The 26,615-nt window shown below is 67.9% G+C and carries 30 protein-coding genes; 10 read left to right on the plus strand and 20 right to left on the minus strand.

Annotation, left to right across the window (positions count from 1 at the left end):
* Window positions 1-30 precede the first annotated feature (30 nt).
* From mdh to LOS8367_RS12240, 3 genes are all read right to left on the minus strand, one after another.
* Entirely contained in the window at window positions 31-993 is a 963-nt protein-coding gene (mdh, locus tag LOS8367_RS12230) for a malate dehydrogenase (protein WP_085896807.1), read from the minus strand.
* A gap of 160 nt (window positions 994-1,153) precedes the next feature.
* On the minus strand, window positions 1,154-2,386 hold the full coding sequence (locus LOS8367_RS12235; protein WP_085896808.1) for a PRC-barrel domain-containing protein: 1,233 nt from the start codon (window positions 2,384-2,386) through the stop codon (window positions 1,154-1,156).
* Window positions 2,387-2,569: 183 nt separating this feature from the next.
* Window positions 2,570-2,875 carry a hypothetical protein gene (locus LOS8367_RS12240; RefSeq protein ID WP_085896809.1) on the minus strand — a complete coding sequence of 102 codons (306 nt, stop codon included), beginning with the start codon at window positions 2,873-2,875 and terminating at the stop codon, window positions 2,570-2,572.
* 141 nt (window positions 2,876-3,016) lie between these two features.
* Here LOS8367_RS12240 and LOS8367_RS12245 point away from each other — a divergent pair, with 141 nt between their 5' ends.
* From LOS8367_RS12245 to LOS8367_RS12285, 9 genes are all read left to right on the plus strand, one after another.
* Window positions 3,017-3,856 (plus strand): HpcH/HpaI aldolase/citrate lyase family protein, encoded by an 840-nt coding sequence (locus LOS8367_RS12245; protein ID WP_242665578.1) that lies wholly within the window; start codon window positions 3,017-3,019, stop codon window positions 3,854-3,856.
* Window positions 3,853-4,404, plus strand: coding sequence for an NnrU family protein (locus LOS8367_RS12250; protein WP_085896811.1), 552 nt, complete (start codon window positions 3,853-3,855; stop codon window positions 4,402-4,404). The genes LOS8367_RS12245 and LOS8367_RS12250 overlap by 4 nt, the downstream gene beginning before the upstream one ends.
* Window positions 4,401-4,604 carry a DUF1737 domain-containing protein gene (locus LOS8367_RS12255; RefSeq protein ID WP_085896812.1) on the plus strand — a complete coding sequence of 68 codons (204 nt, stop codon included), beginning with the start codon at window positions 4,401-4,403 and terminating at the stop codon, window positions 4,602-4,604. The genes LOS8367_RS12250 and LOS8367_RS12255 overlap by 4 nt, the downstream gene beginning before the upstream one ends.
* 289 nt (window positions 4,605-4,893) lie before the next feature.
* Window positions 4,894-5,277: a succinate dehydrogenase, cytochrome b556 subunit gene (gene sdhC, locus LOS8367_RS12260; protein WP_085896813.1), complete on the plus strand. Its 384-nt coding sequence runs from the start codon at window positions 4,894-4,896 to the stop codon at window positions 5,275-5,277.
* An 11-nt stretch (window positions 5,278-5,288) separates the two neighbouring features.
* Window positions 5,289-5,660, plus strand: coding sequence for a succinate dehydrogenase, hydrophobic membrane anchor protein (sdhD, locus tag LOS8367_RS12265; protein ID WP_085896814.1), 372 nt, complete (start codon window positions 5,289-5,291; stop codon window positions 5,658-5,660).
* A gap of 13 nt (window positions 5,661-5,673) precedes the next feature.
* The gene (gene sdhA, locus LOS8367_RS12270; protein WP_085896815.1) at window positions 5,674-7,479 is read left to right on the plus strand and encodes a succinate dehydrogenase flavoprotein subunit; all 1,806 of its coding nucleotides are present in this window, start codon (window positions 5,674-5,676) and stop codon (window positions 7,477-7,479) included.
* Window positions 7,479-7,772 carry a hypothetical protein gene (locus LOS8367_RS12275; RefSeq protein ID WP_085896816.1) on the plus strand — a complete coding sequence of 98 codons (294 nt, stop codon included), beginning with the start codon at window positions 7,479-7,481 and terminating at the stop codon, window positions 7,770-7,772. The genes sdhA and LOS8367_RS12275 overlap by 1 nt, the downstream gene beginning before the upstream one ends.
* Before the next feature lie 64 nt (window positions 7,773-7,836).
* Window positions 7,837-8,616 carry a succinate dehydrogenase iron-sulfur subunit gene (locus LOS8367_RS12280; RefSeq protein ID WP_085896817.1) on the plus strand — a complete coding sequence of 260 codons (780 nt, stop codon included), beginning with the start codon at window positions 7,837-7,839 and terminating at the stop codon, window positions 8,614-8,616.
* Window positions 8,613-9,458 (plus strand): urea carboxylase-associated family protein, encoded by an 846-nt coding sequence (locus tag LOS8367_RS12285; RefSeq protein ID WP_085896818.1) that lies wholly within the window; start codon window positions 8,613-8,615, stop codon window positions 9,456-9,458. The genes LOS8367_RS12280 and LOS8367_RS12285 overlap by 4 nt, the downstream gene beginning before the upstream one ends.
* On the opposite strand, the gene deoD is transcribed toward LOS8367_RS12285, so the two are convergent.
* From deoD to LOS8367_RS12300, 3 genes are all read right to left on the minus strand, one after another.
* Complete coding sequence (gene deoD, locus LOS8367_RS12290) at window positions 9,455-10,159, minus strand: purine-nucleoside phosphorylase (protein ID WP_085896901.1); 705 nt, start codon at window positions 10,157-10,159, stop codon at window positions 9,455-9,457. The genes LOS8367_RS12285 and deoD overlap by 4 nt on opposite strands.
* Window positions 10,160-10,216: 57 nt before the next feature.
* On the minus strand, window positions 10,217-10,537 hold the full coding sequence (locus LOS8367_RS12295) for an H-NS histone family protein (protein WP_085896819.1): 321 nt from the start codon (window positions 10,535-10,537) through the stop codon (window positions 10,217-10,219).
* A 104-nt stretch (window positions 10,538-10,641) separates the two neighbouring features.
* Window positions 10,642-12,195, minus strand: a complete 1,554-nt coding sequence (locus LOS8367_RS12300) for a methylmalonyl-CoA mutase family protein (protein ID WP_085896820.1) — start codon at window positions 12,193-12,195, stop codon at window positions 10,642-10,644.
* A gap of 286 nt (window positions 12,196-12,481) precedes the next feature.
* Between LOS8367_RS12300 and LOS8367_RS12305 the strand changes: the two genes are divergently transcribed.
* Complete coding sequence (locus tag LOS8367_RS12305; protein WP_085896821.1) at window positions 12,482-13,897, plus strand: 1-acyl-sn-glycerol-3-phosphate acyltransferase; 1,416 nt, start codon at window positions 12,482-12,484, stop codon at window positions 13,895-13,897.
* On the opposite strand, the gene LOS8367_RS12310 is transcribed toward LOS8367_RS12305, so the two are convergent.
* From LOS8367_RS12310 to LOS8367_RS12375, 14 genes are all read right to left on the minus strand, one after another.
* Window positions 13,872-15,404, minus strand: a complete 1,533-nt coding sequence (locus LOS8367_RS12310) for an AAA family ATPase (protein ID WP_085896822.1) — start codon at window positions 15,402-15,404, stop codon at window positions 13,872-13,874. The two genes, LOS8367_RS12305 and LOS8367_RS12310, sit on opposite strands and share 26 nt — an antisense overlap.
* Before the next feature lie 50 nt (window positions 15,405-15,454).
* A complete protein-coding gene (locus tag LOS8367_RS12315) occupies window positions 15,455-15,637 on the minus strand; it encodes a hypothetical protein (protein WP_085896823.1) in 183 nt (60 codons plus the stop codon).
* A 100-nt stretch (window positions 15,638-15,737) separates the two neighbouring features.
* Window positions 15,738-16,502, minus strand: coding sequence for a TIGR02186 family protein (locus LOS8367_RS12320; protein WP_085896824.1), 765 nt, complete (start codon window positions 16,500-16,502; stop codon window positions 15,738-15,740).
* Entirely contained in the window at window positions 16,499-17,416 is a 918-nt protein-coding gene (locus tag LOS8367_RS12325) for a sulfite exporter TauE/SafE family protein (protein WP_085896825.1), read from the minus strand. The genes LOS8367_RS12320 and LOS8367_RS12325 overlap by 4 nt, the downstream gene beginning before the upstream one ends.
* A 96-nt stretch (window positions 17,417-17,512) precedes the next feature.
* Complete coding sequence (locus LOS8367_RS12330) at window positions 17,513-18,316, minus strand: purine-nucleoside phosphorylase (protein WP_085896826.1); 804 nt, start codon at window positions 18,314-18,316, stop codon at window positions 17,513-17,515.
* On the minus strand, window positions 18,300-19,271 hold the full coding sequence (locus LOS8367_RS12335; RefSeq protein WP_085896827.1) for an ABC transporter permease: 972 nt from the start codon (window positions 19,269-19,271) through the stop codon (window positions 18,300-18,302). The genes LOS8367_RS12330 and LOS8367_RS12335 overlap by 17 nt, the downstream gene beginning before the upstream one ends.
* Window positions 19,272-19,275: 4 nt before the next feature.
* Window positions 19,276-20,397, minus strand: a complete 1,122-nt coding sequence (locus tag LOS8367_RS12340; protein WP_085896828.1) for an ABC transporter permease — start codon at window positions 20,395-20,397, stop codon at window positions 19,276-19,278.
* 1 nt (window position 20,398) lies between these two features.
* Window positions 20,399-22,000 (minus strand): ABC transporter ATP-binding protein, encoded by a 1,602-nt coding sequence (locus LOS8367_RS12345; RefSeq protein WP_085896829.1) that lies wholly within the window; start codon window positions 21,998-22,000, stop codon window positions 20,399-20,401.
* 76 nt (window positions 22,001-22,076) lie between these two features.
* Window positions 22,077-23,072 carry a BMP family lipoprotein gene (locus LOS8367_RS12350; protein ID WP_085896830.1) on the minus strand — a complete coding sequence of 332 codons (996 nt, stop codon included), beginning with the start codon at window positions 23,070-23,072 and terminating at the stop codon, window positions 22,077-22,079.
* 192 nt (window positions 23,073-23,264) lie between these two features.
* Window positions 23,265-23,681 carry a GNAT family N-acetyltransferase gene (locus tag LOS8367_RS12355; RefSeq protein WP_085896831.1) on the minus strand — a complete coding sequence of 139 codons (417 nt, stop codon included), beginning with the start codon at window positions 23,679-23,681 and terminating at the stop codon, window positions 23,265-23,267.
* Window positions 23,678-24,256, minus strand: a complete 579-nt coding sequence (gene tsaB / locus LOS8367_RS12360) for a tRNA (adenosine(37)-N6)-threonylcarbamoyltransferase complex dimerization subunit type 1 TsaB (protein WP_085896832.1) — start codon at window positions 24,254-24,256, stop codon at window positions 23,678-23,680. Before tsaB ends, LOS8367_RS12355 begins: the two co-directional genes overlap by 4 nt.
* On the minus strand, window positions 24,256-24,825 hold the full coding sequence (locus tag LOS8367_RS12365) for a NifU family protein (protein ID WP_085896833.1): 570 nt from the start codon (window positions 24,823-24,825) through the stop codon (window positions 24,256-24,258). Before LOS8367_RS12365 ends, tsaB begins: the two co-directional genes overlap by 1 nt.
* A gap of 92 nt (window positions 24,826-24,917) precedes the next feature.
* A complete protein-coding gene (locus LOS8367_RS12370; RefSeq protein WP_021693706.1) occupies window positions 24,918-25,373 on the minus strand; it encodes a universal stress protein in 456 nt (151 codons plus the stop codon).
* Window positions 25,374-25,390: 17 nt separating this feature from the next.
* Window positions 25,391-26,614, minus strand: a complete 1,224-nt coding sequence (locus LOS8367_RS12375) for a hypothetical protein (RefSeq protein ID WP_085896834.1) — start codon at window positions 26,612-26,614, stop codon at window positions 25,391-25,393.
* Window position 26,615: the final 1 nt, after the last annotated feature.

Raw genomic sequence — 26,615 nt, forward strand, 5'->3', positions numbered from 1 at the left:
CCCGGTATGGCCCGCCCCGGAGGCCTACGATCAGGCGAGGCTCTGATCAATGCCCTTGCAGGCGTCGACGAGGCCCTTCACCGCATCGACCGATTTGTCGAACATCGCCTGCTCGTCGCGGTTCATCTTGATGTCGATGATCCGCTCGACACCGCCGGCGCCGATCACCGTCGGCACGCCGACATACATGCCGTTCAGGCCCAGCGCGCCATCGACATAGGCGGCGCAGGGCAGCACGCGCTTCTGGTCCTTGAGGTAGGCCTCGGCCATCTCGATCGCGCTGGTCGCCGGCGCGTAGAAGGCCGAGCCGGTCTTCAGCAGGCCGACGATCTCGGCACCGCCGTCGCGGGTGCGCTGGATGATCGCGTCGAGCTTTTCCTGCGTGGTCCAGCCCATCTGCACCAGGTCGGGCAGGGGGATGCCGCCGACGGTGGAATAGCGCGCCAGCGGCACCATCGTGTCGCCATGGCCACCCAGCACGAAGGCAGTGACGTCGCGCATCGAGACGTTGAACTCGAGGCTCAGGAAATGGCGGAAGCGGGCGCTGTCGAGCACGCCAGCCATGCCGCAGACTTTCTCGTGCGGCAGGCCCGAGAATTCGCGCAGCGCCCAGACCATCGCATCGAGCGGGTTGGTGATGCAGATGACGAAGGCGTCGGGGGCGTGCTTGGCGATGCCCTCGCCCACCGATTTCATGACCTTGAGGTTGATGCCGAGCAGGTCGTCGCGGCTCATGCCGGGCTTGCGCGGCACGCCGGCGGTGACGATGCACACATCGGCGCCGGCGATGTCGGCATAGTCGTTGGTGCCCTTGAGGACGGCGTCGAAGCCCTCGGCCGGACCGGATTCGGCGATGTCCAGCGCCTTGCCCTGGGGGGTGCCTTCCGCGATGTCGAACAGCACGACATCGCCGAGTTCCTTGATCGCGGCGAGATGGGCGAGCGTGCCGCCGATCTGACCGGCGCCGATGAGGGCGATCTTGGGTCTGGCCATGAATGGCTCCTGTCGAGAATGTGTTTGCGAGGCTTTGCCTAAGCCGCGCGGAACGCTCTTGCAAGGCTGACGGGCCCGGCGGGGGCCAAGGCGCCGGATGTTTGCGCAAACGCAAATGGCCGCCCCGGAGGGCGGCCATCTCGTCAGGCAAGAGTAAACCTTACTGCGCGGCGGGCGCGGTTTCGGTCTCCATTTCCGTCTCGGCTTCGGTCTCCATGCCAGCATCCATCGCCGCCTCTTCGGGCGCCTCGTAGGCCGGCAGCGCCTTCAGCTCGTCCTCGGTGGCGCTGATATAGACACGGATGTCCGAGCCGTCTTCGTTGGTCAGGATCTGCAGATCCTCGAAGTTCACGGCGACCTTCTTCTCGCCGATGCCGAGGAAGCCGCCGACGCCGATCACGGCCTCGGTGATCTCGCCGCTATCGGAAGCCACGAGGTCTTCGATCTCGCCAATATTGTCGTCATCAGCGCCATAAACGGTGGCACCGGTCAGCTCGTCGGTGCTGAGATCGCTGACGGCCGCGGTGGTGTAGCCTTCACGCTCGACCATGCCGGTGGCGCCGGTCACCGGGGCGGTCTCGGTCATCTCGGCTTCGCCTTCGGCCATCTCGGTCTCGACCTCGGCCTCCACGGCCTCCATCTCGGCTTCGCCCTCGGCCATCTCGGTCTCGACCTCGGCCTCCATGGCCTCCATCTCGGCTTCGCCTTCGGCCATCTCGGTCTCGACTTCGGCCTCCATGGCCTCCATCTCGGCTTCGCCCTCGGCCATCTCGGTCTCGACCTCGGCTTCCATGGTCTCCATCTCGGCCTCACCCTCGACCATCTCGGTCTCGGCTTCGGCTTCGGTTTCCATCTCGGCTTCGCCCTCGGCCATGGTGGCCGTGGCGGCCGCCGTCGCGGCGGCGGCATCGGTCTGCTCGACCATGCCCGGCTCGGCGGCCTCGCCCTCGGTCATCGCGGTGTCTTCGGCGGTCGCGCGCTCGAAGGCCGGGGCGGCCTCGAGGGCCTCTTGGCTGGAGTTGATCACGAGGAACCGCTCGCCGTTCTCGTCATCATAGGTGCGGACCTGATCCATGGTGAGGGCGACGTCCTTCTCGCCGATCCCGAGGAAACCGCCCACACCGACGATCACCGCCTGCACCGAGCCATCCTCGGAGATGACCAGGTCGTTGATCTCGCCGATGTCGTCCCACTGCTGTTCAGTGAAGTTGATCGGGTCGCCATTCTCGCCAAGCTCCTGCTCGGAGGAGTAGACGCGCATTCCCATCAGGTTGGAGGCGTAGAAGTCGTCTGCCGAGACTTCGTAGCTCCCCATGCCCATCGCATGCGATTCGGCGTAGGCGGTCGTCCCCATGACGAGCGCGGTCGCCGCAGTGGTCAGAAGAATTTTCATCGTTCCAGAACCTTTCGTCCTTCCGGGTTCCGCGCCGATCCGGTTCGGATGCGCTACCCGTTACGAAAGTTGAACACGTGGTGTGGGCACGGGTTGCATGGCAGGAACGAATTTTTTTCACTCTGGGCGCGGGTAGCTGAAACCGGCGCAACCCCGAGGGCAAAACAAGCTGTTTTCAGCCACTCAGGCATTCGGATCCGTCGGGGCGAGGCGCTCGTCGAGCGGCTCGTATGCCTGCCCTGCCGCCAGGAGGCAGCTTTGTCCGTCGGCGCGGGTGACCAGCAGCGTCCAGCTTCCCGTGTCGTCCGAGGCGAAGACCTCGACGACCTGATTCGCGCCGTCGAGCGCGATGGCCTTCCGGCTTTCTCCGTAGCGTTCCGCCAACTGCGCGACGATCGCGTCATGCGCGCCGCAGCGTGGCATCGCGGCCGCGGGCAGGGCGAGCGCACAGAGCGGCAGCGAGAACAGCATCGTCCGGATCGGGTCCATGGGTGTCTCCTCGGTATCGGGCAGCCTTTCAGTCATCGGACAGCCTGCCGCTTTCCGGCGAAGATGCGGTTAACGGTGCCACCGTTGCGCCCGAGGTCGCGGCGCTGCACTCTCCGAGTGGTCCATTCCAGGAGGCCTGCCTTGCCGATCCGCTCCCTTCTCTACGTGCCCGCCTCGAATGCCCGCGCGCTGGAAAAATCTCGCTCCCTGTCATGCGACGGCGTGATCATCGATCTCGAGGATGCGGTCGCGCCGCAGGCAAAGGCGGCCGCTCGCGCGGCGCTGCCCGCCGCCCTGGAGGGGGGCGCGGGCCGTAACCGGCTGCGGCTGGTGCGGATCAACGCGCTGTCGAGCCCCTGGGGCCAAGACGATCTCGTCGCGCTGGGCGGTCTCGGTTGTGACGGGGTTGCGGTGCCCAAGGTGTCCGGACCGGCCGATCTCGATGCGGTGGCCGCGCGCTGCGATCTGCCGCTCTGGGCGATGATCGAGACGGCGCGCGGCGTGCTGTCGGCGCCCGCGATCTGCGGGCATCCCCGCCTCGCCGGGGTGATCATGGGGACCAACGATCTCGCGCGCGAACTGGGCGCGAGACCGCGCGCCGACCGGATGCCGCTCTGGACCGCGCTACAAGGCGTGCTGCTCGCGGCGCGTGCCGCCGGGGTGCCGGCGATCGACGGCGTGTGCAACGCGCTCGATGAGCCCGAGCGCTTTGCCGCCGAATGCGTGCAGGGGCGCGACATGGGCTTCGATGGCAAGAGCCTGATCCACCCGGCCCAGATCGCCGCCGCCAACGCGGCCTTCGCACCGAGCGCCGACGAGATCGACCTGGCGCGGCGCCGCATCGCCGGCTTCGAGGCCGCGCAGGCGGCGGGGCAGGGGGTGGCGGTGGTCGATGGCGAGATCGTCGAGGCGCTGCACGTGGAGACCGCCCGCAAGACCTTGGCCCTCGCCGAGCGGATCGCAGCGGAAGTGGACGCATGACGGCGCTTGTCCTCGGGCTGGCGTTGTGGAGCGCGGCGCATCTGATGCCGCGCCTCGCGCCCAGGCTGCATGCCCGGCTGGGCAGCTCCGCGCGCGGGGTCGTGGCGGGGCTGGTGCTGCTCGGGCTGCTGTTGATGATCTTCGGCTACGGCGCTTGGGACGCGGCCCAACATCACGTGCCCGCCCCGTGGACGCGCCACCTCAACAACCTGATGATGCTGGTCGCCGTCTATCTCTTCGCCGCCTCGGGGCTGAAGACCCGCGTCGCCGCCGCGCTGCGCCATCCACAGCTTTTCGCGGTGACGCTCTGGGCAGGGGCGCATCTGCTGGCCAATGGCGACTGGGCCTCCTTCGTGCTATTCGGAGGGCTCGGGCTCTGGGCCGTGATCGAGATGGCGCTGCTCGACGTCCGCGCCCCCGTTCCGCACTTCGCGCCCTCTACCAGGGCGCGCGAAGTACGGGCCGTGATCGGCGGGGTGGTGGTTTTCATCCTGATCGGGCTGGTGCATGGCTGGATCGGACCCAACCCATTCGGAGCCATGTCATGAAGATCTACCGCTTTCTCACCGGGGACGACACCTCGGCATTCTGCCACAAGGTGACCGAGGCCCTGTCGAAGGGCTGGGAGCTTTATGGCGAGCCTAGCTACGCCTATGACGCCGCCAATGGCGTGATGCGCTGCGGCCAGGCCGTCACCAAGGAGGCGGATGTCGACTATTCCGCGGATCTCAAGCTCGGCCAGCTCTGAGCCGGCTTCGAGACCACCTCGGGACGAGGCGGATCGCCGCAGCGGCTGGGCCGGGGAATCGCCGCCTCTATATGAGGCGCATGTCGGTCACTCGCAGCGCAGCCCGCATGGAAGCTCCCGTGATCACAGTCTTGAGGACTGTGATCACGCCCGGCATTTTCCCGCCTGATTTGGCGAATTTCCCACGGCTTTCAGCGAAGGCATGGGTGACAGACGGTCCAAAATCGCTAGGGATAAGCCAGCCGGGGCCGCCCGAGGGCCGGCCCGCACGCCAGATAAGGACGACGCCATGGCCGATGTGAACCGGGGCAACCGCCCGCTTTCGCCCCATATCACGATCTACCGACCGCAGCTCACCTCGATCACCTCGATCCTGACGCGGATCACCGGCAACGCGATGATCGTCGCCGCCGCCTTGATCGTCTGGTGGTTCGCCGCCGCCGCCGCCGGGCCCGAAAGCTTTGCCACCGCCGACGGTTTCCTGCGCAGCTGGTTCGGCGATCTGGTGCTGTTCTTCTCGGTTCTGGGCCTGTGGTACCACACGCTCGCGGGCATCCGGCATCTGATCTGGGACGAGGTGAAGATGCTCGAGATCGACAAGGCCGAGTTGCTTGGCCAGATCATCCTGATCGTCTCGGTCCTGCTGACCATCTTCACCGTCGTCGTTCTCTGAAGGGGCACCCAATGGCTTTTCTGACCGATCGCAAGCGCGCGCACGGCCTCGGGGCGTCGCATTCCGGAACCCGGCAGCACTGGCGCATGAGCATGTCCTCGGTGGCACTGGCGCTGCTGATCCCGCTCTTCGTCTTTACCTTCGGCGCCGTGCTGGGCGGCACCTATGAAGAGGTGGTGATCTACTACCAGCGGCCGATCCCGGCGGCCATCGCCGTCCTGACCTTCCTCGTCGGCTTCTGGCACTTCCGGGCCGGCGCCCAGATCATGATCGAGGATTACGCGCAGGGCCTGACCCGCAAGGCGCTGATTATCGGCGTGACCTGTCTTTCCTATGCTCTGGCCGCGATCGGCGTTCTCGCCCTGATCCGCCTCGCCCTCTGATCGGAGACCCCTGATGGCAGCCTACGAATACGAGACCCACGAATACGACGTGGTGGTGGTCGGCGCCGGTGGCGCGGGCCTGCGCGCCACGCTCGGCATGGCCGAGCAGGGCCTGCGCACCGCCTGCATCTCCAAGGTCTTCCCGACCCGCTCGCATACCGTCGCGGCGCAGGGCGGCATCGCCGCCTCGCTTGGAAACATGGGCCCCGACAGCTGGCAGTGGCACATGTACGACACGGTGAAGGGCTCCGACTGGCTCGGCGATACCGATGCCATGGAATATCTCGCTCGCGAGGCCCCCAAGGCGGTCTACGAGTTGGAGCATTACGGAGTGCCCTTCTCGCGCACCGAGGAGGGCCGGATCTACCAGCGCCCCTTCGGTGGCCACACCACCGAGTACGGCGAGGGCCCGCCGGTGCAGCGCACCTGCGCCGCCGCCGACCGCACCGGCCACGCGATTCTGCACACGCTCTATGGCCAGTCGCTCAAGCAGAAGGCCGAGTTCTACATCGAGTATTTCGCCATCGACCTGCTGATGGACGATGACGGCACCTGCCGCGGCGTTCTGGCGTGGAAACTCGACGACGGCACGATGCACGTCTTCGCCGCCAAGACCGTGGTTCTGGCGACCGGCGGCTACGGACGGGCCTACTTCTCCGCAACCTCGGCCCATACCTGCACCGGTGACGGCGGCGGCATGGTGGCGCGGGCCGGACTGCCGCTGCAGGACATGGAGTTCGTGCAGTTCCACCCGACCGGCATCTATGGCGCGGGCTGCCTGATCACCGAAGGCGCGCGCGGCGAAGGCGGCTATCTCACCAACTCCGAGGGCGAGCGCTTCATGGAGCGCTACGCGCCGACCTACAAGGATCTCGCCTCGCGCGACGTGGTCTCGCGCTGCATGACCATGGAGATCCGCGAGGGCCGCGGCGTCGGCAAGGATGGCGACCACATCCACCTGCACCTCAACCATCTGCCGCCCGAGACCCTGGCCGAGCGCCTGCCCGGCATCTCGGAATCGGCGCGCATCTTCGCGGGCGTCGACCTGACGAAAGAGCCGATCCCGGTGCTGCCGACCGTGCATTACAACATGGGCGGCATCCCCACGAACTACTGGGGCGAGGTGCTCAATCCGACGGCCGAGAACCCCGACGCGGTGACGCCGGGCCTGATGGCGGTGGGCGAGGCGGGCTGCGCCAGCGTTCACGGCGCCAACCGTCTCGGCTCCAACTCGCTGATCGACCTCGTGGTGTTCGGCCGTGCCGCGGCGATCCGGGCACGCGAGGTGGTCGATCCGGCGACCTCTGTGAAGGCTCCGGCCAAGGCGTCGATCGAGAAGGCCTTCGATCGTTTCGACGGTCTGCGCCATGCCAAGGGCGATGTGCCGACCGCCGAGCTGCGACTCGAGATGCAGCGCAACATGCAGGCCGATGCGGCGGTGTTCCGCACCGACAAGACCCTCGCGGAAGGCATGCAGAAGATGCAGGCCACGGCGGCGAAGATGGACGACATCCATGTCACCGACCGCAGCCTCGTGTGGAACTCGGACCTGATGGAGACGCTGGAACTCGCCAACCTGATGCCCAACGCGCTGGCTACCATCACCGCCGCGGAGGCGCGCAAGGAAAGCCGCGGCGCTCATGCGCACGAGGATTATCCTGATCGGGACGACGAGAACTGGCGCAAGCATTCCCTCGCCTGGATCGAGGGCAACACCGCGCGGCTCGACTATCGCCCGGTGCATCTCGACCCGCTGACCAAGGCGGAAGAGGGCGGCATCGATCTCAAGAAGATCGCGCCCAAGGCGCGGGTCTACTGATGCGCCCGGCGCTGTTCCTGGCGCTGGCGCTGCCGCTGCTGGCAGGGGCCTGTATGCAGGCCCCGCTCTCGCCGCTCGACGCGGCGCGGGTCTGCGAGGAGCGCGCGCGCGCCGCGCAGGGCCCCACCGGCAGCGTCAGCGTCGGCGCCAGCTCGCGCAGCGGCCTGTCCTCGGGTATCTCGATCGGGGTGACCGACGACTACCTGCGCGGTCGTGACCCCTACGAGGTCTACGAGGACTGCGTCGTGGCCCGCAGCGGTCAGGCGCCGGTACGGCCACCGCGCCTCAGATGATCCAGATCCATGCGACGACGACCGGGGGCACGACCCCCGGCGCTTTCCCCAAGGAGACCTGACCATGGTCCAGCTCACCCTTCCGAAGAACAGCCGCATCACCCATGGCAAGACCTGGCCCAAGCCCGAGGGCGCGACCAACTTGCGCAAGGTGCAGATCTATCGCTGGAACCCCGATGACGGGAAGAACCCGCGCGTCGATACCTATTTCGTCGATGTCGACAGCTGCGGGCCGATGATTCTCGACGCTCTGATCAAGATCAAGAGCGAGATCGACCCGACCCTGACCTTCCGCCGCTCCTGCCGCGAGGGGATCTGCGGCTCCTGCGCAATGAACATCGACGGCATCAACACGCTGGCCTGCACCTATGGCCTCGACGAGGTGAAGGGGGACATCAAGATCTATCCGCTGCCGCATATGCCGGTGGTCAAGGACCTGATCCCCGACCTGACCCATTTCTACGCCCAGCATGCGAGCATCAAGCCGTGGCTGGAGACCGAGACCAACACCCCAGCCAAGGAGTGGCGCCAGTCGATCGAGGACCGCAAGAAGCTCGACGGCCTCTATGAATGCATCATGTGCGCGTCCTGCTCGACGGCATGCCCCTCCTACTGGTGGAACGGCGATCGCTATCTCGGGCCGGCCGCGCTGCTGCATGCCTATCGCTGGATCGTCGACAGCCGCGACGAGGCCACTGGCGAGCGGCTCGACGATCTCGAGGACGAGTTCAAGCTCTACCGCTGCCACACCATCATGAACTGCGCCAAGACCTGCCCCAAGGGGCTGAACCCGGCCAAGGCGATCCAGTCGATCAAGCACATGATGGTCGAGCGCGCCGTATGACGCAGCCGCCGCCCGACGCCGATGCGCGCCGGGCGGCGCCCCCGGTTCTCGTCTATCCGGACGGGAGCCTGAGCCCGCCGCCGATGGGCCTCTACGCCCGCGCCGCCGCGACGGCGCAGCCGGTGTCGGAGGTGATCGTGCCACCGCGCGACGCGGCCGCAATCGAGGTTCCGGCGGGTTCGATCCTGCGGCTGGGCTGCCCGGAGGGACCCCAGGTGGGGGATCTGAACCTCTTTGCCCGCGACGACCTCTCCGAGCGGTTCTTCTCCGGCAAGACCCGCGCCCTGCACGGCACCCATGTGAGTACCGGCGACCGGCTCTGGTCGTGCTTCCCGTATCTGCGCCCGATAGCTACGATCATCGCCGACAGCCTCGATTGGTACGGCATCGACGCCGATGGCGCCTCGGTACATGACGTGATCGGCACGCGCTGCGACCCCTATACGCATCACCTGCTCTCAGGCGAGGATTACGACCGCTGCTGCCATTCCAACCTGACCCGCGCCTTGGCGACGCATGCTGGGCTGTCGCTGGCCGAAGCCGAGCGCCATGTGCATGACGTGCTGAACGTCTTCATGTGTACCGGCTTCACCCGCGATACCGGGCGCTATTTCATGAAGGCGAGCCCGGTTAGGGCAGGGGATCATCTCGACCTTTTCGCCGAGATCGATCTGTTGGCGGTGATGAGCGCTTGCCCGGGCGGCGATTGCGGGGTCGGGCATTCGAGCGACCGCGCAGCCTGCTACCCGCTCTCCATGACCGTGCTACAGCTGGAGCCGGGCGTGCTGAAGGGATGGGAGAGCCCGCCGCGCAACGGCTATGCGGGCGGGCACGGGGCCTAGGCGAAAGCCGCTTCCAACGCGATCTCGACCATGTCGCCGAAGCTCTGTTCGCGCTCGATCGCCGGCAGGTCCTCGCCGGTGACGAGATGGTCCGAGACGGTCAGCACGGCGAGCGCGCGACGCCCGTGGCGCGCGGCGAGGGTGTAAAGCTCCGCCGCCTCCATCTCGACCGCGAGGATGCCGTGCCGCACCATCTGCTCGTGCAGGTCGGGGCGCTCGTCATAGAAGGTGTCCGAGGAATAGATCCCGCCCACATGCACCGGCGTGCCGCGACGCGCGGCCGCGTCATGCGCCGCGCGCAGCAGCGCATAATCGGCATGCGGCGCGTAATGTATTTCGCGCAACATAGCGCGCGACGGATTTCCCACGCTGGAGGCGGTCATCGCGAGCACTACGTCGCGAACCGCAATATCCGCCTGCATCGCGCCGCAAGAGCCGATGCGAATGAGCGTCCGGGCGTCGTATTCCCGGATCAACTCGTTCGCATAGATTGACAGGGAGGGCATTCCCATGCCCGACCCTTGAATCGTGACCTCGTTTCCGCGCCATTTCCCGGTGAATCCGAGCATGCCGCGAACCTCGTTGATGCAGCGCGGCGCATCGAGAAAGCGCTCCGCGGCCCATTTGGCGCGCAGCGGATCGCCCGGCATCAACACCGTCGATGCGATGTCCCCCGGTTCCGCTCCGATATGCGTGCTCATATGCGCCTCGCTCATTACGATGGGTCAGGCCGGGTCCCGCGACCCGGTATCGATAAATCAGATCTCGAAATCCGACAGGGGCCGACCGGCCGCTTCTGCCTCGTTGATCCAGCGCGGCTTGCGGCCACGGCCCGACCAGGTCTGGGTCGGATCTTCGGGGTTGCGGTACTTCGCAGGATTCTTCGTCTTGGATTTCCGGCCCTTGCCGGCGGCATCGGCCAGCTCGGCCAGCGAAAACCCATGCTCGGCCGCGGCCCGCTCGGCAGCCTCGAGGGCGGCTTTACGCTCCCGCTGGGAAACGGTCGACAAAGCTTCGTCGATATCCTTCCGAAGCTTCTCGAGTTCTTTGCGGGACATTTCGTGCAGGTTATGCGCCATGGTCTCTCTTTCCGTATTTGAGTGATGTTTTCATCACCGCTCATTGTAATGAATATTGGAAAGCTGCGAGATGGCTAAAAGTTCAGGCGAAGCAATATTTTGTATCAGTATGTACCGGAATTTCGCAACGTCACGAGCTCGGCCAGGTCATTCAGAAAGGTCTGCGCCGATATTTCGCCGGCCGCTCTGAGGTGAACCTCCGTCTGAAATTCACCTTGCGTTGCGTATTTGCAATCGAAACCCAAGAGGCAGAGCGTCGGGATCATGCCGAAACCGGCTTGTCTCAATGCATCGATGCTTTCGATCGCCATTTCGACCGATTGCGACGAATGGATGGCGAAGATCAGCACATGCGGCCGGTCCCGCGACACCGCTGCGGCGATATCGGCGGGCAAACGGCGCGGACCGGGATCGCGCAATTCGACGCCGCAATCCTGTGCCGCGCGCAGCAGCGGCAGCCCGGCGGGTGGCCGCGCATCGAGGCCGGGGCGAACCACGAGAACGGTAACCGGACGGGCTAGGCCACGGGCGGCCTGCTCAATCGACGCGCAGGCATCGTCCAGATCGCCAAGGTTCGTGACGGCGGGGATCTCGTGAACGAGCAGCGGTTCGGCCGCGGGCAGGGCGTCGGCGAGCACGCGGGCCCATTCGCCCGTCGTCACCCCCGCCTTGGCGCAGGCCACCGAGGGACCCATGATGTTGATGCCGCGCTTGGCCGCCTCGCGCAGGGCCAGGAGCGATTTCTGCACCGCGTTGCCGTCACGCTCTCGCCGCCACCGCGCCAGCGCCTCTGTCCGGTCCTCCGGCACCGCCGCGGGAGGGGGAGGGGTGTCCGCGAGGGAATGGCAGATCGCCTCGCGCTCGACCCGTTCGAGTGCCTCACGCAGCTCGGCCGCGCTAATCGCATTCTCGATCCGAGCGGGGGCCACGGCATCGCTTCGATAAAGAACGAGATCATCCCGGCGGGCGAAATCCGGCCCGTGCCGCTCGACCAGCAGATCGTGCCACAGCGCGGCGAGGATCGCGCCGGCGGCCCGATGCTGCGCGCTGTCGCCGGGCATCACGAACTCGACGCCTTGGGCGGCGGCACGCAGATGCTCCGGTTTCTCGCGCCGCGACGATGCTGCGAGCAGCGCCAGACCCGATCGCAGGGCCATGGCCATCGCGGTGACCGGATCGCCCTGCGACGACACGTGCAGCCGCGCGCCCCGCAGATCAGGAAGAACCCGGCGGGTCCATGACAGGGTGTCCGCCCCAAGGTCCAAGGCAGCGGCGGTCGACCAGCGCGGGGCCGCCGGGGACTGCGCGTCGGCGATAACGTCGTTGCACAGCGCGCCGCGCAGCGTCTCGCGTGCCACGCCCCGGATCTCTGTCAATGCCACCAGCATCGCCAGCATCCACGGCCCGGTCGCGTCGGACATGATCTCGACCGGTCCTGCATCGCCATTCGGCAAGAGCGCCGCGAGGTCACCCAGATGCGAGAGGGCGGGGCCATCGACCGCTGCCATCCCTTTCGCCAGCGGGTGATCGGAATCGAAACCCGCACGGCTCGGCAAATCGGGCCGCAGCGTCAGGACGGCGGCATCGGATGGCCGGGGCGGCTGGCGGCGGTGATCGGTCATGGCAATCGTCCGGTTCGCGGGGGTGGGGCCAGACATGCCATGCCCGGGAAACCGACGCTTCCGCCGGTACCCCACCACTGAAATTGGCCCGCATTCTGCGGAGCCTCATGATGGGCTTTCCGCAAGGAGGCGTCCAGACCGGCCCAAAGGAAACGCCCCGAACGGGCCATCCGGCCACGGTTTCGGTGGTATGCGGGGCGATGGCGAGTGCGGCGCCCAGGCGTGATCGAAACGCATCGCTCCCCCGTCCGAAGGTGTGCCCGCCCCCCAGGCGCGATCCTGGACGCTACCGTTCCGCGCCGGATTGCGGCAGGGTCGCCCCATGTTCAGATCCGTCGAGATCCCGCTCTGGCTGCTGGTGCTGATCGTGCTTTTCGCCACGGTCACCTTTGCCTCGCATTTCCTGTTCCCCTCGGTGCGCTGGTTCTTTCGCAAGCGGATGGAGCGGGCGGTGGCGCGGCTCAACACGCGGCTCGCGCGCCCGATCGAACCGTTCAAGCTCGCGCGGCGCCACGACATGATCCAGCGGCTGATCTACGATCCCGCCGTGGCGCAGGCGGTGGTCGAACATGCGCAAAGCCACGGCGTGCCCGAGAACGTAGCCTTCGAGCTGGCCGGCGATTACGCCCGCGAGATCGTGCCCTCCTTTTCCGCCACCGCCTATTTCACCTTCGGCACGCGGCTGGCGAAGTGGCTCAGCCGTGCACTCTACCGGATCCGGCTGGGGGCTTTCGATCGCGATGCGCTCGACGCGATCGATCCGGGCGCGGCGGTGGTCTTCGTCATGAACCACCGCTCCAACATGGATTACGTCCTCGTCACCTGGCTGGCCGCGCGCACCTCGGCGCTCTCCTACGCGGTGGGAGAATGGGCGCGGGTCTGGCCGCTATCGCCGGTGATCCGGGCGATGGGGGCCTATTTCATCCGGCGGCGCGACCGCGGCGCGCTTTATCGCCGGGTGCTGCAGCGCTACGTGCAGATGGCGACCGCCGGGGGCGTCACGCAGGCGATCTTTCCCGAAGGCGGGCTGAGCCTGACCGGCCGCATGGCCACGCCAAAGACCGGTCTTCTGGGGCATATCGTCGAGGATTTCGACAATCACGGGCGCGACGTGATCTTCGTGCCCGTGGCGCTCAACTACGACCGGGTGCTCGAGGACCGGGTGCTGATCGGCGCGGCGGCGGCCGGAAACCGGCGCTTCCGCGTGCCGCCCTCGCGGCTCGCGAGCGCGGTGCTGGCGCATCTGGGGCAACGTATTTCCGGCCAGTTCAAGAGCTTCGGCACCGCCTCGGTGGGCTTCGGCCGTCCGCTTTCGCTGGCCGAGTTCCTGGGCGGCGCGACGCCCGGGCCGCAGGACACGGCGCGGCTCGCGCACGAGATGAAGACGCGGATCGAGGAGGTGATGCCGGTGCTGCCGGTGCCGCTGGTCGCGGGCATCCTGCTCGACGTCTCGCCGCTGCCCCCCGAACGGATCGAGATCCGGGTCGCGGCGCGGCTCGGCATGCTGCATGCGCGCGGCGTGGCCCTGCCGCGCCGCGACGCCACGCGGATCACCGCCGATGCGCTGGAGATCCTGCGAAAGCGGGGGCTGCTGCGCGAGGGGGGCGATGGGCTGCGCCCGGCGCCGGGGGCCGAGCCGCTGCTGCGCTTCTACGCGGATTCGGTGGCACATCACTTCGCGCCCGCGCGGCTTGCGGCACCGGTGTCGGCCGCTATTCCCCTGCCGCCTGCGCGCTGAGCTCGAAGGGCGCGGCTGGGGCCACGAGGTCGTCGGTGTTCAGGCTGTCGCTCGGTTTGGCCAGCATCGAGCGCACCACCCAGCGCAGCTCGCGCTCGGCGCGGGTGATCGCGACGTAGGCCAGCCGCTTCCATAGCGGCTGCCCGGCCTCGACCCGGCCCATGCGCGAGGCGATCTCGATGTCGGGGGCAAAGACCTGCACCGTGTCCCACTGGGACCCTTGGGCCTTGTGGATCGTCACCGCCGCGCCGTGCAGGAAGGTGGCGCCCATCCGCGCAGCATAGGGGATGAAGGGCTCCGCATCGCCCTCCTGCTCGATCCGCACGATCGAGGCGGCCGAGAGCTGCGGCTCTGGCGCGCCCATCACGTGCAGTCGCGAGAAGCCCGGCTTGCGACCGGGACCCATATAGACCACCTGCGCCCCCTTGATCAGGCCGCGCGCCTCCAGATCGAGCCGCTTCTTGCGGTGCTTGAGCGGCAGCTCGATGCCGTCGCAGATCAGCGGCTCGCCAGGCAGCAGGTCGCCCTCGGGCGCGCCATAGGCGGCGCGGAAGGCGTGGATCAGCCGGATCCGCGTGGCGTTGCGCCACACGAGCACCGGCGAGCGCGCCATCAGTTCGGCCTCGACCCGGCGCGCCATCACCACCCGCTCGTCGCGCGCCGCGGCCTCCTGCACCAGCCGCTCGAAGGCGTAGAAATCGACCTGCGGATCGGCCAGCGCGTGGGCGAGATCGAGGATCGGGTTGTCGGCGTCCTGCCGGTGAATCCGGTGCAGGACGTGCTTGTCCTTGTCGGGCATCGCGTCGAACACCATGCCGCCCGAGGACTGGACGGGGGGCAGCTGCGCCGGATCGCCGAACAGCACCAGCGTCGGGAAGATTTCCTTGAGATCCTCGACCTGCTTCTCGTCGAGCATCGAGCTTTCGTCGATGAAGCCGATGTCGAGCGGCTCCTCGCGGCGCTTCCAGCCGGTGATGAAGTCCGAGCCCCTGAGCCCGGCCGCGGCCAGCGCGGCGGGCACCGAGCCATGCGTGGCGAAGGCGCTGGCGGCGCGGGCCAGCGCCTCCTCGGTGAGGCCCTCGATGTTGGGCTTCTCTCCGTCGCCGCCGAGCCATTCGGCGATCTTCTCGTATTCCGGATCATAGACCGGGGTGTAGAGGATGCGGTGGATCGTCGTCGCGGGCACGCCGCGATTGCGCAGCACGCTCGCGGCCTTGTTGGTCGGCGCGAGGATCGCCAGCGTGCGGCGGTCCTTCTTCTTGCGGCCCTCCCAATCGCCCGAGACGATGTCGACGCCCGCCTTCTTGAGCGCGGCGGTCAGCTCGGCGAGCAGAAGCGTCTTGCCCGAGCCGGCCTTGCCGATGACGGCGATGGCGCGGCGCGCCTCCGAGGCGGGGGCGCTCAGCAGTTCGTCGTCGAGATCGATGCCGGTGAGACGCAGAAGCTGCGTCACGGCATCCCAGGCTTCGGCCTGGTCGGAGGAGAACGTCACGGCGGGAAGTGTCATGGCGCGACCCTATCCCCGCGCCGCGGCGGGGGCCAGAGGTGGGGCTGCGCCTATTCGGCGCGCCGCGACAGCGACAGGGGCGGCTCGCCGCGCTCCGTTCGCTGCGCGGCGGCCAGCTCATGCGCGGCCTGACCCGCGGCGAGTGACAACCTATTGGCGAGTTGGGGCAGCCCGTTGCAGCGGGCATAGGTTTCAAGATCGCTCAATACCTCGAACATCCAGCGATGAGACATCGGTGCTCCTCTTGGCCTGTGTGCAATTCCCCCAAATGCCAAGCTAGCATGAGGATGCGGTCACCGGGGAGCCGCCGAATAGCCGGGATTTTAACGGGTCTCAGCGCCGCCAGCCGGCGAAGGCGGCCGAGGCCGCCCAACCCGCCATGATTGCCAAGGCCAGCGACATCAGCCCGTAAAGCGCCGCCCGCTCCTGGGCGAAATTGTAGAGCCAGCGTTCGATGCCGACCTTCTGCACGCCGATCACCGTTTCGTAGCTGTCGACCACCGCGCCCTCGCGCGTCAGGAAGATCCGCGTGGTGTAGTTGCCCTCGACAAGGTTCGCGGGGAGCGCCAGCGAGGTGCGGAACAGGGTCTCCTCCTCGAGATCGACGGCGCCCTCCTGCAGCCGGTAGACATCGGCGTCCTCGCGGATCCGCACCAGCGCCGAGACGTAATCCCCGGCACCGGCGATGCGGTTGCCCACGGCGCGGATCGCGCGCGGGATCGAGACCGCGTGCCGCAGATCCTCGGTGGCGGTCAGCACCTGCGCCAGCGGCGCGGTGGTGGCCACCGCGTAAAAGGAGGGTGCGGCATCCACCTCGAAGGCCTCGGTGTTGGTCCAGATCCCGGCGCGGCGTTCCTTGCGCCGTACCATGGCCGGGGCGAGCGGGCCGGAGACCGTCACGATCACCTGCAGCGGCGCCGCGTTCGGGGGCGGCGGCGCCTCGCGCCGCACCGCGCCGAAGATCAGGATCTCCGAGCCGTCGAAGGTGGCGGTGATCGCCACCTCGTCGCGGCTCAGCCCGAGCACGATTTCCTCGGCGCGAGCGGGCTGGGCGGCGGGCAGGGCAAGCGCGACGAGCAGGAGGACCAGCCGGATCATGCGGCGTCCACCAGCTCGATCTCGTAGAGCTCGGCGGGCCGCAACACGAGGCCAAGCGCCAGCTGGCCGCAGACCGCGAGCACCAGAAGCGCCAGCAGGATGCGCAGCTGTTCGGCGCGCATCCGTGCGCCGATGCGGCTACCGAGCTGCGCGCCGACCACGCCGCCCGCGATCAGCAGCAGCGCCAAGGCGATATCCACCGTCTGGTTGGTGATGGCATGCAGCATGGTGGTGAAGGCGGTGACGAAGATGATCTGGAACAGCGAGGTGCCGATCACCACCTTGGTCGGCATGCCGAGCAGGTAGATCATCGCCGGCACCATGACAAAGCCGCCACCCACGCCCATGATCGCCGCCAGTACCCCGACCGCGAGCCCCACCAGCAGCGGTGGGATCATCGAAATATAGAGCCCCGAGACGCGGAACTTCATCTTCAGCGGCAAGGCGTGGACCCAGTTGTGCCGGCGCCGCTTGGGCCGGGCGCCGGGACGGCGCGACTTCACCAGCGCGTTCACGCTCTCGACGAACATCATCGCACCGACGGTGCCGAGGAAGATCACGTAACTCAGCTCGACCAGCAGGTCGACTTGACCGCGCGCCCGCAGCCAGTTGAACACTACCATGCCCAGTGCCGACCCGGCGAGTCCGCCCACGAGCAGCACCGAGCCCATCGTGATGTCGACGGTGCGCCGTCGCAGATGCCCCAGCAACGCCGAGAAGGAGGAGGCGACGATCTGGTTGGGGGAGGTGGCGACCGCGACCGCCGGGGGGATGCCCGCGAAAAACAGCAGCGGCGTGATCAGGAAACCGCCACCGACACCGAACATGCCCGACAGCACGCCCACCAGCCCACCGAGGCCGAGGATCAGGAAGATATTGACCGAAACCTCGGCGATGGGGAGGTAGAGCTGCATGATCGACCCCTTGCGGTAGGTCGATTAAGGCAGCCCCCGCCGGGTTTTCCAAGCCCCGGCAGGGAAGAATGCCGCGATGCGGCGGCGGCGCTTCGCTCAGCCCGCGTCGCGCAGCATCCGTCGGAGAACCTGCTCGAGCTTGGCGGCGCCCAGCGGCGCCATCGCCTTGGTATGCTCGTGGCCGATCGCCTCGTCGGACATGCCGGCGGCCATGTTGGTGATCGCTGAAACGGCCATCGTCTTGAGCCCGAGGAAGCGGGCGAGGATCACCTCCGGCACGGTCGACATGCCGGTCGCGTCGACGCCCAGCGTGCGCATCGCGCGGATCTCGGCCGGAGTCTCGAAAGAGGGTCCGGAATACCAGGCATAGACGCCCTCGTGCAGCTCTACCCCCTCGGCCTCGGCCGCCGCGCGCAGCTTCGCGCGCAGCTCTGGGTCGTGGGCATCGCCCATCGGCACGAAACGGGCATCGGTCTTTTCGCCGATCAGCGGGTTCAGCCCCGAGAAGTTGACATGATCCGACAGCGCCATGATCGAGCCGGTGGGCATGTCGGCGCGCAGGCTTCCGGCGGCGTTGGTCAGGATCACCGCCTCGGCGCCAAGCGCCTTGAGCACCTCGAGCGGCAGCCGCATCTCGTTGGGATTGCCGTTCTCGTAATAATGCGCCCGACCCCCGAACACCGCGACGCGCTGCCCCTCGAGGTCGCCTACGGCGAGCACCGGGTTGTGGCCCGACACGCCCGCATGCGGAAAGCCCGCGAGCTTGTCATAGGGGATGGTGACGCCGTCGACGGCACCGGCGATATGGCCGAGGCCAGAGCCGAGGATCAGCCCGTATTTGACCGGTTCCTGCCCGGCCTGGGCCCGGATCAGGCCCGCGAGTTCAACGCTCTTTGACATAGGGTTCGCCTCCGGCGCGGGGCGGGATCGCGCGGCCGACGAAGCCTGCAAGGATCACCACCGTGAGAATGTAGGGAAGGGCGTCGAGAAGCTGTACGCCCACTTCGAAGCCGAGCGTGCTCTCGATCACGTCCGGGCGCAGCGCCAGCGCCTGCAGGAAGCCGAACAGCAGGCAGGCGCCGAGCGCGTACCACGGCCGCCACTTGGCGAAGATCAGGGCGGCGAGCGCGATATAGCCGCGCCCGGCCGTCATGTCCTTGACGAAGCCAGCCTGCAGGCCGGTCGAGAGATAGGCACCGGCGAGGCCGGTGAGCAGGCCGCAGATCGCCACGGCGGCAAAGCGCAGCCCCACCACCGAGATGCCGGCGGTATCGACCGCGGCGGGGTTCTCGCCCACCGCGCGCAGCCGCAGTCCGAAGCGGGTCCGGAACAGCACCCACCAGGTCACCGGCACCGCCAGCAGGCCGATATAGACCAGCAGCGAATGTCCGGAGATCAACTCGGCATAGATCGGGCCGATGAACGGAATGTCGCCGCGCATCTCGCCGGCAAGCGGCAGGTCGATCGTCTCGAAGCGGGCGCTGCCCGAAAGCTGCGGCGTGCGGCCGCCTTGGCCGAACCAGCTTTGGGCGATCACCACGGTGAGGCCGGCGGCGAGGAAGTTGATCGCGACGCCGGAGATCAGCTGATTGCCACGGAAGGTGATCGAGGCAAGGCCGTGGATGCCCGAGAGCATCAGGGCCGCGCCGATGCCCGCCGCGGTGCCGATCAGCACCGAGCCGGTGACGGCGGCGACCGCGGCGGTGAGGAAGGCCGAGGCCAGCATCTTGCCTTCGAGGCCGATGTCGAAGATGCCCGCGCGCTCGGAGAACAGCCCGGCGAGGCAGGCCAGCAGCAGCGGCGTGGCAAGCCGGATGGTGGTGTCGAGCACCTGCAGAAGGGTCAGGAAATCCATGGGCTCACTCCGCCGGTTCGGTCTTGCGGGCGGGCTTCGGCGCCGGCCTCAGCCTCAGGAACATCGCCTCGAGCGGCATCCGCACCATGTTGTCGAGCGCGCCGGTGAAGAGGATCACGAGCGCTTGGATCACCACGATCAGTTCGCGCGGGATCGAGGTCCAGAGCGCCAGCTCGGCGCCGCCCTGATAGAGAAATCCGAACAGGAGTGCGGCGAGCAGAACGCCGAAGGGATGGCTGCGGCCCATCAGGGCCACTGCGATTCCGATGAAACCGGCGCCCTCGACGGCGTTGAGCACCAGACGCTCGGCCTCGCCCATGACGTTGTTGATCGCCATCATGCCCGCCAGTCCGCCGGACATCAGCATGGTCACGACAATGATCCGGGTGGGCGAGATGCCCGCGTATTTCGCGGCCGATTCAGACTGGCCGAAGGCACGGATCTCGTAGCCGAGCCGGGTGCGCCAGATCAGCGCCCAGACCGCGACGCAGGCCAGAAGCGCCACGAAGAACGACACGTTGACCGGCGCGCCACGGAACAGCGCCGTCTCGGCGGTCGAGAACATGTCCTGGAAGGTCGGCAGATGCGTGGCTTCGGGGAAGCGGCCCGTGGCGGGCTCCATCGAGCCCGAGGGCTTGAGTGCGCCGATCAGCAGGTAGTTCAGAAGCGCCGCGGCGATGAAGTTGAACATGATCGTGGTGATCACGATATGGCTGCCGCGCTTGGCCTGCAGCCAGGCCGGAATCAGCGCCCAGGCCGCGCCGAACAGCGCCGCGCCGACCGCGCCGCCCAGGAGTGCGAGGCTCCAGTGCGGCCACGGGATGAAGAGCGCGATCAGCGCCACGCCGAGGCCGCCCAGCATCGCCTGTCCCTCGCCGCCGATGTTGAACAGGCGCGCATGGATGGCGATCGCCACGGCGAGGCCGGTGAAGATGAAATTGGTGGTGTAGTAGAGCGTGTAGCCCCAGGCATAGGTCGAGCCGAGCGAGCCCTCGACCATCAGCTTCAGCGCGGCCCAGGGGTTCTCGCCGATGGCGAGGATCACCAGGGCCGAGAGCAGGGCGGCAAGGATCAGGCTGATCAGTGGGATCAGCACGACATCCGCCCATTGCGGCATCTTCTGCATCTCAGGCCTCCTTCGCGGCGCTGGCGCGCTTCTTGGCAAGGTTGGCCTCGATCTCGGCCTCGCTATGCGGTTTGTCGGTATCGGTGATGCCCGCCATCAACAGGCCCAGCTCGCGCTCGTCGGTCTCCGACGGCAGGCGCTCGCCCATGATCTGGCCGTCGAACATCACCGCGATGCGGTCCGACAGGGACATGATCTCGTCGAGTTCGACCGACACCAGAAGCACGGCCTTGCCCATATCGCGCAGCGCCACGATCTGCTCGTGAATGAACTCGATCGCGCCGATGTCGACGCCGCGGGTCGGCTGGCCGATCAGAAGCAGGTCGGGGTTGCGCTCGATTTCGCGCGCCACGACGATCTTCTGCTGGTTGCCGCCCGAGAAGTTCTTGGCGGCGAGGTTCGGGTTCGGCGGGCGCACGTCGAAGCGCTCCATCTTCGCGGCGGCGTCGGCCTTGATGGCCGCGTTGTCCATGAAGATGCCTTTGTTGAACTCGGGCTTGTCGTGATAGCCGAAGGCCACGTTCTCCCACGCGGTGAAGTCGAGGATCAGCCCCTCGTGATGCCGGTCCTCCGGCACGTGGGCGATGCCCCGCGCGCGCCGGGTGCGGGCGTCCGACTTGCGGCCGGTGAGGTCGATCTCCTCGCCGTTGAGGCGGATCCGGCCCTCGGCCTTGCGGTAGCCGCCCAGCACCTCGAGCAGCTCGGACTGGCCGTTGCCGGCGACGCCGGCGAGGCCGAGGATCTCGCCGGCGCGGATCTCGAGCCCGATGCCGCGCAGCCGCTCGACCCCCTTGCTGTCGATTACCGTCAGGTTCTCGACCTCGAGGATCGTCCGGCCCGGCGTGGCGGGGGCCTTCTCGACCTGCAGCAGCACCTTGCGGCCGACCATCAGCTCGGCCAGCTCCGGCGGCGAGGTCTCGGCGGTCTGGACGGTGGCGGTCATCTCGCCGCGCCGCATCACGCTCACCGTGTCGGTGATCTCCATGATCTCGCGCAGCTTGTGGGTGATCAGGATGATCGTCTTGCCCTGGTCGCGCAGCCCCTTGAGGATGCGGAACAGGTGGTCTGCCTCGGCCGGGGTCAGCACGCCCGTGGGCTCGTCGAGGATCAGGATGTCGGCCTGTCGGTACAGCGCCTTGAGGATCTCGACCCGCTGCTGCATGCCGACGCCGATATCCTCGATCCGCGCATCGGGATCGATGTTGAGCTCGTATTCGGCGGCCAGCTGCTTGAGCTGGCGCCGCGCCTTGGCGAGCGACGGGCGCAGCATCGCGCCTTCCTCGGCCCCGAGCACGACGTTCTCGAGCACGGTGAAGTTCTGCACCAGCTTGAAGTGCTGAAACACCATGCCGATGCCGGCGCGGATCGCGGCCTGGCTGTCGGGGATCTGGGTCGGGCGGCCATTGATAAAGATCTCGCCCGCATCGGCCTTGTAGAAGCCGTAGAGGATCGACATCAGCGTCGATTTGCCGGCGCCGTTCTCGCCGATGATGCCATGGATCGTGCCCGGCATCACCCGGATCGAGATGTCCTTGTTGGCCTGCACGGGGCCAAAGGCCTTGGAGATGCCCTTGAGCTCGATCGCGGGGGTGTGGTCGGTCATGTGATGTCCGGTCCTCGGGTGCGAAACGGGGCCGCGCTTTGCGGCGCGGCCCCTCGTGTCATGCCCTGAAGGGCGATCAGAAATCGAGCGAGGGGCAGCTCTCGTCGCTCATGTAGTCGTGCACCGCGATCTCGCCCGAGGCGATCTTGGTCTTGGCGTCCTCGACGGCCGCGGTCATCTCCTCGGTGACGAGCGCCTCGTTGTGCTCGTCCACGGCGATGCCGACGCCCTCGTTGTTCACGCCCATGACGTTGATGCCGGTCTCGATCTCGGTGCCCGCCTCGAAGGCGTCGTAGACGGCGTTGTCGACGCGCTTGACCATCGAGGTCAGCACCTTGCCCGGCTGCAGGTAGTTCTGGTTGCTGTCGACGCCGATCGACAGGATGTCCTGATCGGCGGCGGTCTGCAGCACGCCGATGCCGGTGCCGCCGGCGGCGGCATAGATCACGTCGGCGCCTTGGGAGATCTGCGCCTGGGTCAGCTCGGAGCCCTTGACGGGATCGTTCCATGCGGCGGGGGTGGTGCCGGTCATGTTCGACAGCACGGTGATGTCGGGGTTCACCGACTGCGCGCCTTGAGCGTAGCCGCAGGCGAACTTGCGGATCAGCGGGATGTCCATGCCGCCGATGAAGCCGATGGTACCGCTCTCGGAGGCCATCGCCGCCATCTGGCCGACGAGGTAGGAGCCCTCATGCTCGTTGAAGACGACCGAGCGGACGTTGGGCTGATCGACCACGCCGTCGATGATCACGAACTTGGTGTCCGGGTAGTCGCCGGCGATCTCCTCGAGCGGGGTCATGAAGGAGAAGCCCACCGTGACGATCGGGTTGTTGCCGGCTTCGGCGAAGCGGCGCAGCGCCTGCTCGCGCTGGGCGTCGGACTGCAGCTCGACCTCGGCATAGGAGTTGCCGGTTTCCTCGGCCCAACGAGTGGCGCCGTTATGGGCGCTTTCGTTGAAGGATTTGTCGAACTTGCCGCCCAGATCGTAGATCAGCGCCGGGTCGGCCAGCGCGGCGCCGGCCGAGATCGCCAGCGCGGCGGTCGCGCCGAGGAATTTCGCGAGATGAGTCATCTAAAGCTCCCTGTCAGGTCACGGCGCGGTGCCGTCCCGGCGCCGCGCGTCTGCCGGTCATGCGCCGGCTCATGGCAGGATAAGGCAATGCGCGGCGCTTTCGGGTCAACTGATTTTTCCATGATTTGCGCCAAGTCACCGGGACTTCGCAGCGTTACGGCCCACCTCTGAGGCGACTGACGCAAGGGTATGTTATCGCAATGGGCGGGTCAGGATCAGCGCTGCCGCGGGCGATTGCCCGGCCCGTGGATAATAGCCCGGCCGCCGACCGGCCCGCGCGTATCCCATCCGCTCGTAGAGCGCCCGCGCCGGGGCGTTGTCCTCCGCCACCTCGAGAAAGATTGTCACCGCTCCGGCAGCACGCGCCGCGTCATGAAACGCCTCCAGCGCGGCGCGGGCGCGGCCCTGCCTGCGATGGTCGGGGTGGGTGGCCAGGGTGATGATCTCGGCCTCGTCCAGGGTCACGCGGCCCAGCACGAAACCCGAGGCGTCGCCCGCGAGGATCGCGCCGGGCGCAGCGAGCAGCGCGGCGAACTCCTCCGCGCTCCAGCCGCGCTCGTCCGGGAAGGCCGCCGCATAGGTCGCGGCGAGCGCCCGCGGCGCGCTCATTCGATCAGGACGGGGGCCGGGTCGCGCGGCGGTGCCGCGTCGGCGGGGCGGACGTAGAGCGGTGCGGGGCGGGGCTGCGGCGTCCCGGCACGCTCGCGGGCGATCCGCGCGATGGCGCGCACGAGGGCCTCGGGTTCGGGGGCGTGCAGCACCTCACCGGCCTCGGCGACGGGGGCAAGGCGCGGGGCCTCGGCACCGGCATCGGTCAGCCGTTGCAGCCAGAGATGATCGCGGGGGGCGGGCAGGGCGACGGTGAGAGGGCGCGGATGATCCAGAGCCGCCGCCTCGAAGCCCGAGACCCCGATGGCCGGGATGCCCAAGCCCAGAGACAGGCCGCGCGCCGCCGAGACGCCGATCCTCAGTCCGGTGAAATTGCCGGGCCCGGTGCCGACGCCGATCGCCGCGAGATCGCCCCAGGCCAGCCCCTCGTGCTGCAGCAATTCCTCGAGAAACGGCATCAGCCGCTCGGCCTGGCCCTTGGCCATCGGTTCGACACGGGCGACCATGCGATCACCCAGATGCAGAGCGGCCGCGCAATGCGCGGCCGAGCTGTCGAATGCCAATAGCGGGCGCATCAGGCTGCGACGGGCCGGACCTCGACCACTTCGGGGATGTAGTGGCGCAGCAGGTTCTCGATGCCCATCTTGAGCGTCAGCGTCGAGGACGGGCAGCCGGCGCAGGCGCCCTGCATGTGCAGATAGACCACGCCACGGTCGAAGCCGTGGAAAGTGATGTCGCCGCCATCCTGCGCCACGGCGGGCCGTACGCGGGTGTCGAGCAATTCCTTGATCTGCTCGACGATGGCGCCGTCCTCGCCGGTATGTTCGGCATGGCCGCCCGAGGCGCTGTTCGAGGTGCCGTCATCGATCGCCGGAGCGCCGGACTGGAAATGCTCCATCACCGCGCCGAGCACGGCGGGCTTGATGTGATCCCACTCGACGGCTTCGGTCTTGGTCACGGTGACGAAGTCAGAGCCGAGGAACACGCCGGCCACGCCGCCGGTCGCGAAGATGCGCTTGGCCAGCGGGCTCGACTGAGCGGCTTCCTCGGAGGGGAAATCGGCCGTGCCCATCTCGAGCACGGTCTGCCCCGGCAGGAACTTCAGCGTCGCGGGGTTCGGCGTGGATTCGGTCTGGATGAACATCGGACCACCTTTCGTTTCAGGTCCCCGATATGCGCCTCGCCGGACCCGAAGTCAAGATTTGGAACGGTTCTAAATCGCCGGACGGAAGCGGTTCAGGTGATCGCTTCGAGCCGCTCCTTGGAGATGTCGCCCGGCACGATGGTGATGGGCACCGGCAGGCTGCCGGCCTCGCGGGTGAGTTGGCTCACCAATGGCCCCGGCCCCTTGCGGTCGTCGCCCGCGCCGAGCACCAGCACGCCGATCTCCGGATCCTCGCGGATCTGAGCGAGGATCTCGGGCACCGCTTCGCCCTCGCGGATCACCAGGTCGGGATGCACGTTCTGGCGGTCGCGCATCCATTTGGCGAAGACCTCGAAATGCACCTCGATGCGCTCGCGCGCCTCGGCCCGCATGATCTCGCCCACCCCCACCCAGTGGTTGAACTCGTCCGGGGGGATCACCGACAGGATGGTGACACCGCCGCCGGTCTTGCCGGCGCGCATCGCCGCGAAACGCATCGCGTTGAGGCATTCGCGGGTATCGTCGAGGATCACGAGGAACTTGCGCATGGGTCGTCCTGTCGGAGCTATTCCGCCGGAGTGTGACCCAGCACCGGACGCGGGGCAACCGGGCGGTGTATGGCCGGGCGGCGCAGCGGCGGGTCGGGACGCAGCTGCGGCTGTGGCCGGGTCAGCGGCGGCTCGGCGCGCGGGGCGGGGGCTTCGCGTGCCGCCTGCCGGAGCTGCGCTTGCACCGGCGCGCGGATCAGCGACAGCAGCATCCGGCCGACCCGCTCACCGAGGAAGATCAGCACCTGGCCCGCCAGCAGCCACAAGAGCGCCGCCGCGCCGATCGCGAGGTCCGACAGCCGCACAAGCGCGCGGAAGGCGCGGCCCTTGCCGAGAATGTCGAGCGTGGCGCGGGTATCCGGACCGGCGGCGTCCGAGAGCCGGGCCAGTCGCCGCGCATCGGCGGCATTATCGACATGGCGCAGCATTAGCACCGCGTCGGTGAGCGAGCTATTCGCGGCGACGCGGCCCAGATCCGAGGCCAGCTCGCCCACCCGGGCGAGCTTCACCGGATCGGCCACCTCGTCGAGCCCCACCTTGCCGAGGGCGAGATCGTCGAGCCGATCCGGGCGGAAGTCGACATCGGACAGCCGCCGCAGATCGTCGGCGAAGCTCGTGCTGACGGTGCCGAGCCGCCGCGCCAACCGCAGCGAGGTCGCGCCGACCTTCACCGTGGCGCTGGTGCCGCCCGAGGCCAGCACCAGGCCGGTGGCTCCGAGCCCGACGCCCGCGAGCGCCACCTCGATACGGTCGATCTCCTCGCCGGCGATGCCGGCCTGCGCCGCCCGCCTCAGCGCGTTCAGATCGCCCAGCGGCGTCATCTCGACGGTGACGCCGCACATCGCCAGAAGCGCCACGCGCGGGCAGGCGGTGATGTCGGCGGCGCAGACCGCGCAGTCGCGTGCCGCCGCCAGCGCCCCGGTCTCTCGCGCCTCCAGCGCCTGCATCCGGCCCAGAAGCGCCGGCGAAGGCGCGATGCCATGGCGCCCGCCCACCGCCGAAACCATGCGCATCGCGTCGAGATCCTCGGCCAGAAGCGCCCGGTCCATCTCGGCCATGTACCATTCCGGCGTCACTTCACGCGCCAAGGCGGCGCGCAACTCCAGCGCCACCGCCTCGGTGCTGCGCTCCAGATAGGGCGCGGCGAAGGGGTTCTGCGACATCAAGAGCGCCAGCGCCACCGTGCTCAGCGCGACGGGCAGGAACGCCAGCAGCCGATCGAGGGCACGCCAGAGCCGCATC

Origin of the sequence: Limimaricola soesokkakensis, from assembly GCF_900172345.1 — a bacterium.
Taxonomy (GTDB): domain Bacteria; phylum Pseudomonadota; class Alphaproteobacteria; order Rhodobacterales; family Rhodobacteraceae; genus Limimaricola; species Limimaricola soesokkakensis.

What these genes read in the sequence shown, in the direction of transcription:
- LOS8367_RS12340 (WP_085896828.1), bottom strand. Translation starts at nt 20,397, where the DNA reads ATGCAGAAGATGCCGCAATGGGCGGATGTCGTGCTGATCCCACTGATC.
- LOS8367_RS12295 (WP_085896819.1), bottom strand. Translation starts at nt 10,537, where the DNA reads ATGGCGCATAACCTGCACGAAATGTCCCGCAAAGAACTCGAGAAGCTT.
- sdhA (WP_085896815.1), top strand. Translation starts at nt 5,674, where the DNA reads ATGGCAGCCTACGAATACGAGACCCACGAATACGACGTGGTGGTGGTC.
- LOS8367_RS12315 (WP_085896823.1), bottom strand. Translation starts at nt 15,637, where the DNA reads ATGTCTCATCGCTGGATGTTCGAGGTATTGAGCGATCTTGAAACCTAT.
- LOS8367_RS12325 (WP_085896825.1), bottom strand. Translation starts at nt 17,416, where the DNA reads ATGCAGCTCTACCTCCCCATCGCCGAGGTTTCGGTCAATATCTTCCTG.
- LOS8367_RS12350 (WP_085896830.1), bottom strand. Translation starts at nt 23,072, where the DNA reads ATGACTCATCTCGCGAAATTCCTCGGCGCGACCGCCGCGCTGGCGATC.
- LOS8367_RS12335 (WP_085896827.1), bottom strand. Translation starts at nt 19,271, where the DNA reads ATGGATTTCCTGACCCTTCTGCAGGTGCTCGACACCACCATCCGGCTT.
- LOS8367_RS12320 (WP_085896824.1), bottom strand. Translation starts at nt 16,502, where the DNA reads ATGATCCGGCTGGTCCTCCTGCTCGTCGCGCTTGCCCTGCCCGCCGCC.
- LOS8367_RS12310 (WP_085896822.1), bottom strand. Translation starts at nt 15,404, where the DNA reads ATGACACTTCCCGCCGTGACGTTCTCCTCCGACCAGGCCGAAGCCTGG.
- LOS8367_RS12285 (WP_085896818.1), top strand. Translation starts at nt 8,613, where the DNA reads ATGACGCAGCCGCCGCCCGACGCCGATGCGCGCCGGGCGGCGCCCCCG.
- LOS8367_RS12235 (WP_085896808.1), bottom strand. Translation starts at nt 2,386, where the DNA reads ATGAAAATTCTTCTGACCACTGCGGCGACCGCGCTCGTCATGGGGACG.
- LOS8367_RS12370 (WP_021693706.1), bottom strand. Translation starts at nt 25,373, where the DNA reads ATGCGCAAGTTCCTCGTGATCCTCGACGATACCCGCGAATGCCTCAAC.
- deoD (WP_085896901.1), bottom strand. Translation starts at nt 10,159, where the DNA reads ATGAGCACGCATATCGGAGCGGAACCGGGGGACATCGCATCGACGGTG.
- LOS8367_RS12305 (WP_085896821.1), top strand. Translation starts at nt 12,482, where the DNA reads ATGTTCAGATCCGTCGAGATCCCGCTCTGGCTGCTGGTGCTGATCGTG.
- LOS8367_RS12375 (WP_085896834.1), bottom strand. Translation starts at nt 26,614, where the DNA reads ATGCGGCTCTGGCGTGCCCTCGATCGGCTGCTGGCGTTCCTGCCCGTC.
- LOS8367_RS12280 (WP_085896817.1), top strand. Translation starts at nt 7,837, where the DNA reads ATGGTCCAGCTCACCCTTCCGAAGAACAGCCGCATCACCCATGGCAAG.
- LOS8367_RS12250 (WP_085896811.1), top strand. Translation starts at nt 3,853, where the DNA reads ATGACGGCGCTTGTCCTCGGGCTGGCGTTGTGGAGCGCGGCGCATCTG.
- LOS8367_RS12255 (WP_085896812.1), top strand. Translation starts at nt 4,401, where the DNA reads ATGAAGATCTACCGCTTTCTCACCGGGGACGACACCTCGGCATTCTGC.
- sdhC (WP_085896813.1), top strand. Translation starts at nt 4,894, where the DNA reads ATGGCCGATGTGAACCGGGGCAACCGCCCGCTTTCGCCCCATATCACG.
- LOS8367_RS12275 (WP_085896816.1), top strand. Translation starts at nt 7,479, where the DNA reads ATGCGCCCGGCGCTGTTCCTGGCGCTGGCGCTGCCGCTGCTGGCAGGG.
- LOS8367_RS12240 (WP_085896809.1), bottom strand. Translation starts at nt 2,875, where the DNA reads ATGGACCCGATCCGGACGATGCTGTTCTCGCTGCCGCTCTGTGCGCTC.
- LOS8367_RS12300 (WP_085896820.1), bottom strand. Translation starts at nt 12,195, where the DNA reads ATGTCTGGCCCCACCCCCGCGAACCGGACGATTGCCATGACCGATCAC.
- LOS8367_RS12345 (WP_085896829.1), bottom strand. Translation starts at nt 22,000, where the DNA reads ATGACCGACCACACCCCCGCGATCGAGCTCAAGGGCATCTCCAAGGCC.
- LOS8367_RS12365 (WP_085896833.1), bottom strand. Translation starts at nt 24,825, where the DNA reads ATGTTCATCCAGACCGAATCCACGCCGAACCCCGCGACGCTGAAGTTC.
- LOS8367_RS12355 (WP_085896831.1), bottom strand. Translation starts at nt 23,681, where the DNA reads ATGAGCGCGCCGCGGGCGCTCGCCGCGACCTATGCGGCGGCCTTCCCG.
- LOS8367_RS12330 (WP_085896826.1), bottom strand. Translation starts at nt 18,316, where the DNA reads ATGTCAAAGAGCGTTGAACTCGCGGGCCTGATCCGGGCCCAGGCCGGG.
- sdhD (WP_085896814.1), top strand. Translation starts at nt 5,289, where the DNA reads ATGGCTTTTCTGACCGATCGCAAGCGCGCGCACGGCCTCGGGGCGTCG.
- mdh (WP_085896807.1), bottom strand. Translation starts at nt 993, where the DNA reads ATGGCCAGACCCAAGATCGCCCTCATCGGCGCCGGTCAGATCGGCGGC.
- tsaB (WP_085896832.1), bottom strand. Translation starts at nt 24,256, where the DNA reads ATGCGCCCGCTATTGGCATTCGACAGCTCGGCCGCGCATTGCGCGGCC.